Annotated in this window: 8 protein-coding genes; 3 read left to right on the top strand and 5 right to left on the bottom strand. The window is 59.6% G+C overall.

All coding sequences use genetic code 11. The features are described from left to right. Positions 1-31: 31 nt before the first annotated feature. Positions 32-1,816 carry an aspartate--tRNA ligase gene (gene aspS / locus G494_RS0103790; protein ID WP_028583467.1) on the bottom strand — a complete coding sequence of 595 codons (1,785 nt, stop codon included), beginning with the start codon at positions 1,814-1,816 and terminating at the stop codon, positions 32-34. 107 nt (positions 1,817-1,923) lie between these two features. Next, positions 1,924-3,186 (bottom strand): histidine--tRNA ligase, encoded by a 1,263-nt coding sequence (hisS, locus tag G494_RS0103785; protein ID WP_028583466.1) that lies wholly within the window; start codon positions 3,184-3,186, stop codon positions 1,924-1,926. A 327-nt stretch (positions 3,187-3,513) separates the two neighbouring features. On the opposite strand from hisS, the gene G494_RS0103780 reads away from it, so the two are divergent. The 3 genes from G494_RS0103780 (at position 3,514) to G494_RS0103770 (ending at position 6,879) form a co-directional block, all read left to right on the top strand. After that, a complete protein-coding gene (locus G494_RS0103780) occupies positions 3,514-4,491 on the top strand; it encodes an NAD(P)H-dependent flavin oxidoreductase (protein WP_028583465.1) in 978 nt (325 codons plus the stop codon). A gap of 57 nt (positions 4,492-4,548) precedes the next feature. Continuing rightward, the gene (gene pcnB, locus G494_RS0103775; protein ID WP_232362474.1) at positions 4,549-5,943 is read left to right on the top strand and encodes a polynucleotide adenylyltransferase PcnB; all 1,395 of its coding nucleotides are present in this window, start codon (positions 4,549-4,551) and stop codon (positions 5,941-5,943) included. A gap of 204 nt (positions 5,944-6,147) precedes the next feature. After that, positions 6,148-6,879: an endonuclease/exonuclease/phosphatase family protein gene (locus tag G494_RS0103770; protein ID WP_028583463.1), complete on the top strand. Its 732-nt coding sequence runs from the start codon at positions 6,148-6,150 to the stop codon at positions 6,877-6,879. A gap of 55 nt (positions 6,880-6,934) precedes the next feature. On the opposite strand, the gene pgeF is transcribed toward G494_RS0103770, so the two are convergent. From pgeF to clpA, 3 genes are all read right to left on the bottom strand, one after another. Beyond that, complete coding sequence (pgeF, locus tag G494_RS0103765; RefSeq protein WP_232362473.1) at positions 6,935-7,714, bottom strand: peptidoglycan editing factor PgeF; 780 nt, start codon at positions 7,712-7,714, stop codon at positions 6,935-6,937. A 77-nt stretch (positions 7,715-7,791) separates the two neighbouring features. Then, positions 7,792-9,390: a DUF3373 family protein gene (locus tag G494_RS0103760; protein WP_028583461.1), complete on the bottom strand. Its 1,599-nt coding sequence runs from the start codon at positions 9,388-9,390 to the stop codon at positions 7,792-7,794. A gap of 252 nt (positions 9,391-9,642) precedes the next feature. Beyond that, a complete protein-coding gene (clpA, locus tag G494_RS0103755; protein WP_028583460.1) occupies positions 9,643-11,916 on the bottom strand; it encodes an ATP-dependent Clp protease ATP-binding subunit ClpA in 2,274 nt (757 codons plus the stop codon). Positions 11,917-11,932 lie beyond the last annotated feature (16 nt).

Genomic DNA, 11,932 nt, shown 5'->3' with positions numbered 1-11,932 from the left:
ATGGCACTGCGGCTGCAGGCAGCCGGCGATGCTACTCCTCTTTCCAGTCAGGGCGGAGGTGGAGCTCGGTGAGCTGTTTCCTGGCCACCGGGGCCGGGGCCTCGGTCAGCAGGCAGGTGGCCTTCTGGGTCTTGGGAAAGGCGATCACCTCGCGGATGGAGCTGGAGCCGGTGAGGAGCATCAGCAGCCGGTCCACCCCAAAGGCGATGCCGCCATGGGGCGGGGCCCCAAAGGCGAGGGCCTTGAGCAGGAAGCCGAACTTCTCCTGGGCCTCTTCGGCCTCGATCCCCAGGGCCTTGAAGACCTTTTCCTGGATTTCGGGATCATGGATACGGATGGAGCCGCCGCCGATCTCGTTGCCGTTGAGCACCAGGTCATAGGCCCGGCTGGTCATGGCGGCCGGATCCGAGTCCAGCAGCTCCAGCTGGTCTTCGTGGGGCGCGGTAAAGGGGTGGTGGATGGCGGTATAGCGCTTCTCCTCCTCATCATATTCAAACATGGGGAAGTCGGTGATCCAGAGGAAGTCGTGGCGATCCTGGTCGATGCAGTCCAGGCGACGGGCCAGCTCCAGCCGCAGCTCGGCCAGGACCTGGTGCACCGTGGAGGGCATGTCGGCGCCAAAGAGGATCAGGTCACCGGGTTGGGCATCCAGAGCCTGGCCCATGGCCGCGATCTCCTCATCGTTGAAGAACTTGGTGATCGGTGACTGCCACTCCTCTTCCTTGATCTTGATCCAGGCCATGCCCCGGGCCCCGAAGCGGGAGGCATACTCGGTGAGGTCGTCCAAGTCTTTTCTGGAGAAGTGTCCACAGCCCTTGGCATTGATGGCCTTGACCACTCCGCCCTTGTCGATGATGGAGTTGAAGACCTTGAAGCCGCAGCCGGTCAGGGCCTGGGTCAGGTCAACCAGTTCAAAGCCGAAGCGGGTGTCCGGCCGGTCCGTACCAAAGCGGCGGATGGCCTCCTCGTAGCGCATCTGGGCAAAGGGCAGGCTGAGCTCCACCCCGATGGTGGCGGCAAAGAGGGTCTTGACCATGCCCTCCATGATGGAGATGATCCGATGCTCATCGACGAAGCTCAGTTCCATATCGATCTGGGTGAACTCGGGCTGGCGATCGGCGCGCAGGTCCTCATCCCGGAAACACTTGACCACCTGGTAGTAGCGGTCCATGCCGGAGATCATCAGGATCTGCTTGAAGAGCTGGGGTGACTGGGGCAGGGCAAAGAACTTGCCGGCATGCACCCGGCTGGGCACCAGGTAGTCGCGGGCGCCCTCCGGGGTGGAGCGGGTCAGCATGGGGGTCTCGATCTCGAGGAACTCCTGGTCGTTGAGATAGTTGCGTACGGTCTGCAGGGCCTTGTGGCGCATGACCAGCTTGGCTGCCACCTCGGGCCGTCGCAGGTCCAGGTAGCGGTACTGGAGGCGGAGATTGTCGGAGACCTCGCTGTCCTCATCCAGGGGAAATGGGGGGGTCTGGCTGGTGTTGAGGATGGTCAGTTGATCCACCAGGATCTCGATGGCACCGGTCTTCAGCTTGGGATTTTCCATCTCACCGGGCCGCCGTTCCACCCTGCCGCGTACAGCCAGGACCCACTCGCTGCGGAGCTGGTGCGCCTTGGCGTGGATCTCCGGGTTGATCTCCGGGTTGAAGACCACCTGGGTGATGCCCCAGCGATCCCGCAGGTCGATGAAGATGACCCCACCGTGATCGCGACGGCGGAGCACCCAGCCCATGAGGGTGACCTCCTGGCCCAGAAAGTTCTGGTCCAGCTCGTTGCAGTTATGTGTACGCTGTAGCGCGCCCATTGGTTCCATAGCTCTATCTCTCCAGAAGTATACTGCCCGCCAGAGGCGGGCTCGATAAGTGATCAACCCACCGGCCCGGCTGTGCATCCGGGGCAGGGGCGGGGAATGTTCGGATGTTATAGTTGCAGCAGCCGGAGCAGAGACTGGCTCTGCTCCTGGGGGGACCCGGTCAGGGGAAAGGATTGCTGCTCCTGGCTCTGCATGTTGCGCAGTACGCCCTGCTGCTGTTCCAGTTCGCTGTCCCCGATGATCAGGACAAAGCGGGCATGGCAGCGGTTGGCCTGTTTCATCTGGGCCTTGAGACTGCGGCCGCTGTAGTCCATGGCAGCCTTCAGGCCATCCTTGCGGAGCTGGTGGATCAGGCGGCTGCAGGGCTGGGGCGCCTGCTCACCCAGGGCAGCCAGGAAGATATCGGTCTGCTGCTCCAGGGGCTCCTCTGCGTTCTGTTCCATCAACAGGGCCAGCCGTTCAATGCCCATGGCAAAGCCGATCCCGGGGAGTGCAGGCCCACCCAGCTGTTCGATCAGGCCGTCGTAGCGGCCGCCGGCACCCACGGCTGCCTGGGCGCCCAGATCAGCGGTGAGGAACTCGAAGGTGGTCTGGGTGTAGTAGTCCAGGCCGCGGACCATGAAGCGATTGAGGGTAAAGGGGATCTCCAGGGCGTCAAGGCCCTCTTGTACCTGGGCAAAGTGGCTGCTGCAGCCCTCACAGAGGTCCTCCAGGAGGGAGGGCGCCTGGTGGGCGATTGTTTTGCAGGCAGTCTTCTTGCAATCCAGCACCCGCAGGGGATTTTTATGGGTCCGTCGTCTGCAGTCCTCACAGAGCTCTTCGCGCTGTTCCTCGAGGAAACTGATCAGCTTCCGGCGGTAGGGGGGGCGACATTCCTGGCAGCCCAGGGAGTTGATCTCCAGGCTGGTGGAGAGACCCAGTTCGTCTAAAATCAGCTGGCCCATGGCGATGAGCTCGGCGTCGACCTGGGGTTCGGTGGCGCCGACGATCTCGGCATCCAGCTGGTGGAACTGGCGGAGTCGTCCCTTTTGCGGCCGTTCGTGGCGAAACATGGGGCCGATGGTGAAGAGTCGTTGCACCGGTTGCTGGACATGCATACCATGCTCGATAAAGGCCCGCATGATCGAGGCCGTGGCCTCGGGACGCATGGTGGTCTTCTTCTCGCTGAAGGTGTACATCTCTTTTTCGACCACATCCGTGGCCTCACCGATGGAGCGGACAAAGAGCTCGGTTTTTTCCATCAGCGGTACTCGGATCTCCCGCATGCCGAATCGCTGGAAGACCTCGGCCGCTGTGTGCTCAATCCGTCGCCAGAGCAGCATCTGATCCGGCAGAATATCTTTAAAGCCATTAATAGCCTGAATTTTCAAAGGGGTACTCCGTTGTGGGATACAAATAAACATACCGTAGTATGTTTTGGATTGCAGGATAATCTTGTGGGAAAAACGAAAAATTTAACTGCAAAACGGGCGAAAAGTCAAGCCGGTGTGGCGCATTTCTGCTAAAAAGGATATAGTACGGCTGTACCGGTGCCACCCTGTGACTGGAAAGAGAGGGCCGCTCCTGGCGGAGATGGCAAAGGTGGAGGGTGGGCAACCACCCGGCCAAGGGGGGAACAGGTCGTGTCGAGGAGTGTTCTCCATGGCCATGGCTCCGGAAATTGTTGCATTTTATTATTTTAAACCAAAGAGTGTTGCATGAAATTGCCAGAACTGAAAATAGGCTCATTTATAGCCAAGATCCCTATTATCCAGGGGGGGATGTCCGTGCGGGTGTCCACCTCGGCCCTGGCCATTCCTGTGGCCGAATGTGGTGGTATCGGCACCATCGGTGGCTCCGGGATTCCGGTGGATGAGTTGAAGGAGGATATCCGCAAGGCCAAGAATGCCACCGATGGCGTTATTGCCGTGAACATCATGTACGCCATGAAGGACTTTTATGAGTTGGTCATGGGCTCCATCGAGGCGGGTGCGGATATGATCATCACCGGCGCCGGTTTTTCCCGGGATATCTTCAAGATCGGGAAAAAGCATAATATTCCCATAGTCTCCATCGTCTCTTCCCCCAACTTTGCCAAGTTGGCGGAAAAGCTGGGCGCTGCCGCGATCATTGCCGAGGCCACCGAGGCCGGGGGGCACCTGGGTACGGACAAGAGTCTGCGCGACATGTTCCCTGCCATCCGCAAGGTGGTCTCCAAGGTTCCCCTCATCGCCGCCGGCGGGATCACCAATGGGGTGGAGATGGCCGAGATGATGGACAACTACGGTGCCGACGGTGTCCAGATAGCCTCCCGTTTTGTCCTCAGTGAGGAGTGTGCGGTTGCAGACGAGTTCAAACAGGCCTATCTCGGGGCCCAGGAAGAAGACATCGTCCTGGTGCCCTCCCCGGTGGGGCTTCCCGGTCGGGCCGTGAAAACCCCCTTTATCCAAAAGATGGAACAGGGAGAAGATGTCTCGGCCAAGAAGTGCGAGTTCAAGTGTCTGAAGAAGTGCAGCTATAAGTACTGTATCAATGACCGGCTCACTGCGGCCCTTGAGGGCGATCTGGAAAATGGCCTGTTCTTTTCCGGAGCCAATACCTATAAGATGAATGAAATCCTGCCGGTGCGGGAGATCTTTGATCGTTTTGTCAAGGCTGCGGAAGCGGTCTATAAAGAGAAACGGGTCCAGGCCTGAGTCGGTGGAGATGATGGCAGGGGCAATAGAGGGAATTATCAGTATGAGTGGATGGACGTGGACGAAACACCAGGTAGTATAGCCGGCATAGCCGGCCCGGGAGAAGGGCAGGGAGAGCGGTTGGTCATCTCAGAGTCGGAACACCCGATTCGCGAGGCTCAACTTGACCTGGAGGCCCTTAAGGTCCTTTACCGGCTCAGAGATGCCGGTTTCAAGGGCTACCTGGTGGGGGGAGGGGTGCGTGACCTCTACCTGGGGAAGCAGCCCAAGGATTTTGATATCTCCACCGATGCCCGACCAGGACAGCTGCGCAAACTGTTTCGCAACTCGCGGACCATCGGCAGGCGCTTCCGCCTGGTCCAGGTCTTTTTCCGCGGCAACAAGATCATCGAGGTCTCTACCCTCCGTTCCCAGAGTGAGTTTGATCTCAATGGTCCGGAGCAGGTCCTGCCCCATAACAACACCTTTGGTACCCTGGAAGAGGACGCCTTCCGCCGTGATCTTACCATCAACTCCCTGTTCTATGAGATCGAGAGCAACACCATCATAGACTATACCGGCGGGGTCAACGATCTCAACCAGGGGATCGTCCGGGTGGTGGGTGACCCTGACCGGCGTTTCACCCGAGATCCGGTACGGATGATGCGGGCGGTGCGCCATGCCGCCAGAACCGGCTTTCTCCTTGATCCGCAGACCCTGGAGGCCATCAAGAAACATGCTGAGAAATTAAGCCTCTGCCCACCCTCTCGCCTCCGCGATGAGATCCTCAAAGACCTCCAGTCCGGAGCCAGTCTGCCCTGGGCCGAGCTCTGTCTCCAGACCACCCTCTGGGAGACCCTCTTTCCCATGTATCTCCCCTATCTCCAGGACCCCTCCTCCAGGGAGCAGGTCTGGGGAGAATTGCAGCGCCTGTTGCAGGTTCTGGATCGGCTGCAGGGCGCCAGGAAAGAGGGCAAGGCGGTGCAGATTCCGGAGTTCATGCTTTTGGCCGTGCTCCTTCTGCCCTGGGCCCTGCGGCACTTCAAGCTCTTTGAGACCCAGGTGCGCGGTCAGGCCTATCAGCAGCTAGCCAAGAAGATCCGGGCTGAGCTTGATCTTCATATCGGTGAACAGTTCAATATCAAACGCATGGCCAAGGATTCCCTGGCCACCCTGCTGATCAACCTGCCCACCTTTCATGCCCTGGGTAAAGAGCAGAATCTTCCCAAGTGGTTACGCCGGAAAAGCTACTTCCGCGACTGCTCACGCTTTTACGGGCTCTATCGGGAGTCCCTGGGCAGCTTTGAGGTCAAGGCCGAGTCGTTTCAGCAGGAGCAGGCAGGCGGGCCGGCTCCAGAACTCCTTCCAGAGAAGAGTGTCAAGTCCAAGGGCAACGGCTCCGGCCGCAGGGGGGGGATGAATCCGGCGTTCAGCAGCAGTAAAGAGGGGGTCTTCGGTCTGCGCAGTTCTTGAGTCCGCCTTGAGTTTTTTCGCGAAGCGAGAGCAGCCACCTCTTGCAAGAGGCCCTCTTCTCTGACCTGCGCTGCCGTTCTTGGCGATAGTCCAAGCTTGCCCCCGGCGCTCCAACAACGGTGGGCTGGGCAGATGCTCGGGGCCAGCACCTCTCTGCGGGTGATCGAAACATCCTGAAAATAAGATAGCCGCAAGGACCAGAATTTGCGATTCCTACTCTATAATATTCGTTATGCCACCGGCCACGGCACCCGCTTTCACCTGCCCTTTCCCTTTGCCGGCTACCTGAAACGCTCAGGCAGTCAGCTCAAGAAGATCGTCTCCTTCATGGAGTCGGTGCAACCGGACATCATCGGCCTGGTCGAGGTGGATGGCGGCTCGTTTCGGACCTCCCAACAGTGTCAGGCCGAGAACATTGCCAGGCAACTTGCTTTTGACCATGTGATCGAGACCAAGTATGCCTTTGACTCCATGGCCACCCGGATGCCGCTGTTCAAATCCCAGGGCAATGCCATCCTCTCCAAGATGGAGATCGTCAGCCATCGTTTTCACTATTTCGAGGAAGGGGTCAAGCGTTTGATTATCCAGGCCTGCATGGAGCGGGTCACGGTCTTCCTGGTCCACCTCTCCCTGACCTACAAGAATCGGCAGTACCAGCTGGAGCGCCTCTATCGGCTCATCCGGGAGGTGGATCGACCGGTGATTCTGGCCGGTGATTTCAATGTCCTCTGGGGAAAACGTGAATTGGAACTGTTCCTGGGAGCCACCGGTCTGGTGAGCGCCAATCCTGAGAAGAAACCCTCCTATCCCTCCAGAAGCCCGAAACGGGAACTGGACTTCATCCTGCACAGCCCGGAGTTGAAGGTGGTCAACTTTCAAATCCCCACCATCACCTATTCCGACCATGCGCCGTTGATCTGCGACTTTGAGTGGTAGCCCGCGGGCTGCGGCCTGCTGGTCGAGCTGACGAGTGACGTCCCTGTTTGTCGGTTTAGGGTCGCGTCTGCCTGGCCGCCAGGGCAATCACCGAGCCGTTGCGGCCGGTACAGGCCTGACCTGCTGCCACACTGCGACGGTGGGAGAAGTAGTCCAGGTTGCAGCGGGTACAGATGCCGCTGGTTTGAATCTGCTCAGCCGGCAGGCCGGCCTGCGCAAGCTGGTGCCGGCTGATGGCCCAGAAGTCGAAATGGTCGGCTGTCGGCTGATAACGGTGCATCCACCGGGGGAGTTCCTCGCGGTAGTGGATGAACTCCCCGCAGCATGGCCCCAGGGAGGGGCTGATCACTGCCCTCAGTTCCCGGGGGACACTCCGATACTCTCTTGCCAAGCGTTCCACGGTCTTGCCGATGATACCAGAGACGCTGCCCTTCCAGCCGCAGTGGATGGCCCCGATCACCTGGTGGTGGGGGTCATAGAGCAGCACCGCCTGACAGTCGGCCTGTTGAATGAGCAGACCGATCCCCGGCTGATCGGTGATCAGGGCGTCGTAGCCGTAGGGTTCGACCCTGTCAGCAGGTTCCAAGGGAGAAGAGATCCGCAGGATCTGATCGCCGTGGACCTGCTGGGCCGAGATCAGGAGCTGGAGGTCCAGTTGCGCCTTGACCAGGGCCCGGTTCCTGCGGACCCGTTCCGGCTGATCAGCGACATGGTAGCTGAGGTTGAGGCTGGCATGGGGGGATGGACTGACCCCGCCGTGGCGGCAGAACATCCCATGGGGCGTCGGCAGGAGTGGGCTCTGCAGGAGGGGGATCGAGGGGTTGGAAGTGGGCACCGGGGCACCTTGGGCAGTCTCCCGGAAAACGCCTGTCGGGCGTTTTCCGGGAGAAAATGGAAACAGATCGCTTTGTGCTAGAAGTAGGCCTCGAAGGTCAGGTAGACCTGATGGGCGCTTTCCACAGGGTTGAGGCCCAGGGCCTGGAGCGCGCTCTTTTCGTCGTCCAGGTCATAGGGCTTGAGGTTGTAGTCGGAGCCGCCGGCATAGTTGTAGTCATAGTACTGCCAGCCCAGGCGGATAAAGGTCTGGGCATACTTGGAGATCGCCTCGCCGGTGGGCAGGTCATAGAGCATGTAGAGCTCGTAGGCATTACCGCGGGTGGCCAGCTTGGACATGTAGAGGTCGTCGTGCCCCGGAGTAAAGGCGATCCAGTATTGGGAACCGTAGTTATACTCGGCCCCGATCTTCAGACCGAGATCGTCCATGTCGTAGCGGACACCTGCGTAGACCGAGTACCCGTCTTCTGAACCGGTGTTGGCTCCGGCCTGGCCCATGGCCATACCGTAGACGTCGTTGAACATCCCGTTGCCGTTGGGGTCGGTGTGACTCCAGCCGCCGGCGATGAAGTAGTTCAGGTTGCTGACCTTGTCCATGAACACCCCTGCGGTATGGTACATCTGCCCCAGGTCCATCTGCGGACCGAAGCCGCCGTCCTCCTGGGGAAAGGAGGCGCCGAAGCGGACAAAGTCATCGCTGAAGGCAGGGTAGTTGAAGAGGTTGTATACCCCGAAGACCTGCAGGTTGAGGAAGCGGGAGCCCTTCTTGAGTATATCCCAGCTGAGGCCGGCAAAGTCGGTGTCATCCAGGGGATAGGGGTTGGTGTCCTTGTCCCACTGGAGGCCGTTTTCAAAGCCGCGGCCATAGCAGAAACGGATCCGACTGGTCCCCATGGACTCCACGTTCCAGTCCCAACCATAGCCCAGGGCAATACCGTCAAAGGGATAGTCAAAGTAGCCTGGAGGGGTGGCCATCCTGGAGTCGTTGCCCATTCGGATATGTGCCGGCGGTCCGTCGGTGGTGGGGCGGCGACCGATGGAGAACCAGATGGGCATGCCGCCGATGTTGTTCCAGTTGACAAAGGCCCGGTCCACATAGAGGGCCGAGTCATTGGGGGTGCGGGTGGTGTTGCCGTCAAAGATGGGGTAGCCGCCGGCCAGGTTGGCCGGGGTGGACTGCATGCCCCAGGCCTTGTACATGGCCAACCGTCCCTTGAACTCCAGGTTTTCCGTGGCCTTGACCCGCATGTTGAGCCGCAGCCGGTTGGTCAGGATGGTGTCGTTTTCCTGGTTGCCCATGGACTGGGTGGCATAGATGGGCTGGCCGGTGGCCGGGTTCATCCCGGTCATCTGCAGGGGGGTGCCTGCGGCAAAGAGGTTGCTGGCGCTGTAGTAATCGGCCCGGGCACGGAAATCACCGTAAAACTTGAAGCGGGCAGCCAGGTCCCAGGCTTCAGATTTTTCAGAGAGCAGTTCATCCATATCGTCGACCGTATCGCCGTATTGAACCATGGCTTCATTCTGCTGCGCCAGTTGGGCCTTGAGAGCATCGAGCTGGCGGGCCAGTTCGTCGATCTTTCGTTCCAGGTCCTGGGGCGCTGCGCCGGCACCGGCAATGCCGCTGGCCGGCAAGGCCATCAGCCCGGCCAGAGCAAGCATTGAAAATTTTTTAACCATGGTTCTGTTCTCCTTCCACTGGGTTTTCAAGGTGAGCTCGAACTCATTATATACTTACAAAGCAGCTGCTTACAGGCTTTGAGAGCTCGGGGGACGATTATCTTCTTAGGAGAATAGTATCGTTAAACCGCTAGAAAGTCAACGAGCTAGGAGGGGTGGGTTTAAAAAATTGTACTTCAGGAACGGAGAGGCACAAGGGGGACCGCCGGTTGCCCAGGTCCCAGGACCTGCGCAGCCGGCGGTAAGAGGAGGCTAGCTGTAGTTGAAGGTCATGGCCTTGTTTTTGCGCCCGACCTTGACCTTGCCGCCCTTCTTGAGGGCGCCAAAGAGGATCTCCTCGGTCAGGGGGTCACCGATCTCCTTGAGGATCAGGCGCCGCAGGGGGCGGGCCCCATAGGCAGGTTCATAGCCCTCGGCGGCCAGCCAGCGCCGGGCACTGGGGGTCAGGGAGATCCCGATGCTCTTCTGGGAGAGCTGGGCCTGGAGTTCGACGATCATCTTGTCCACGATCCGCTCCACGGTCTCCATCTCCAGAGGGGCAAAGCTGATCATGGCATCCAACCGGTTGCGAAACTCCGGGGCAAAGAGGTTCTTGATGGCCTTCTGTTCCTTACCCTTGGAGTCACCGAGGAAGCCGATGGGCTGTTCACTCATCTCCCGGGCCCCGGCATTGGTGGTCATGATCAGGATCACGTTGCGGAAGTCGGCCCTGCGACCCGAATTGTCGGTCAGGGTGGAGTGATCCATCACCTGGAGCAGGATCGAAAACACGTCGGGATGGGCCTTCTCGATCTCATCCAGGAGCAGCACCGAGTAGGGGTGCTTGCGGATGGCATCGGTGAGCAGGCCGCCCTGGTCAAAGCCGACATAGCCGGGAGGGGCGCCGATCAGACGGGCCACCGCGTGTTTCTCCATGTATTCACTCATGTCAAAGCGCTCAAAGTGGACCGAGAGGGACAGGGCCAGTTGGCGGGCTACCTCGGTCTTACCGACCCCGGTGGGGCCTGCAAAGAGGAACGAGCCTGTGGGCGACTGGGGATTGCCCAGGCCGGCCCTGGAGCGTTTGACGGCCCGGACCACGGCCTGGAGGGCCTCGTCCTGGCCAAAGATGGTGGATTTGAGTTTCTTGTCCAGGCTGCGGAGTTCCCTGGTGTCGTCACTGGTCTTGCTGGTCACCGGAACCCGGGCGATCTTGGCCACGATCCGTTCAATGTCCCGGACGCCTACGGTCTTGCCCACCTTGCCCTGGAGCCGGAAGAAGGCGCCCACCTCATCCATGACATCGATGGCCTTGTCCGGGAGGAAGCGATCGTTGAGGTAGCGGTTGGCCAACTCGGCGGTGGCACCAATGGCATTCTTGGAGTAGCGGATGCTGTGATGCTGTTCGTAGCGCGACTGCAAACCCTTGAGGATGTTGCAGGTGTCTTCCACCGATGGTTCCTCGATGTCGATCTTTTGGAAGCGGCGTGACAGGGCCCGGTCCTTTTCGATATGGTTCCTGTACTCCTCGTAGGTGGTGGAACCGATACAGCGAATGGTTCCCGCCTGGAGGGCCGGTTTGAGCAGGTTGGAGGCATCCATGGAGCCGCCGCTGGTGGCGCCGGCACCGATGATGGTGTGCATCTCGTCGATGAAGAGGATGGAGTTTTCCTTGTTCTCGATGGCCGCGATCACATCCTTGAGCCGTTTTTCAAAGTCACCACGGTACTTGGTTCCTGCCACCAGGGTCCCCAGATCCAGCATATAGATCTCGTGGTCCCGGAGCAGATCCGGGACCATCTTGGCCGGGTCCGGTTGCTCCTCTTGGCGGGTGAGGGCATCTTCGTGGATCCGCAGGGCCAAGCCTTCGGCCATGGCGGTCTTGCCCACCCCTGGCTCACCCACCAGCAGGGGGTTGTTTTTCTTGCGACGGCAGAGGACCTGCATCATCCGTTGGAGTTCCCCGTCCCTGCCGATCAGGGGATCGATGGAGCCTTCAGCCGCCCGTTTGGCAAAGTTGACGGTGAACTCTTCCAGGGCATCGCTGCTGCTGTTGGCTGCTTTCTTCTTGGGGGCGCCATGGGGGGGGGCGGATTGCTTGCGCGGCTCGTTCTGGAGCTTTTCCGGGAGTTCATGGGAGATGTACTCCACCACCTCAAGCCGTCCCACACCCTCGGAGCCGAGGAAGTAGACCGCGTGGGAGTCGGGTTCGGTCAGGATTGAAACCAGGACATCACCGGTATCCACCTGCTTTTTGCCGCAACTCTGGACATGGCTGACGGCCCGTTGCAGCACCCGGTTAAAGGCCACCGTCTGGGCTGGATCGCCGTCGTTATCCTTGATCACCGGCATGCCGGTTTCGAAGAAACGTTCCAGTCGGTCTTTGATGTTGTCATTATTTCCGCCGCACTTGTCGATGATATGACGGGTAAGGTCATCGTGCAGCAGCCCGTAGAGCATGTGTTCCACAGTGACATATTCATGCCTGTGGCTCTTGGCCTCTTTAATAGCCTTGATCAGGGCCTGTTCCAACTCTTTACTTAACATGATATCTATCCTTATC

This window comes from Desulfogranum mediterraneum DSM 13871 (genome assembly GCF_000429965.1).
Classification (GTDB): Bacteria; Desulfobacterota; Desulfobulbia; order Desulfobulbales; family Desulfobulbaceae; genus Desulfogranum; species Desulfogranum mediterraneum.
The sequence above is the reverse complement of the archived record's forward strand: the minus strand, read 5'-3'. Positions and strand labels throughout refer to the sequence as shown.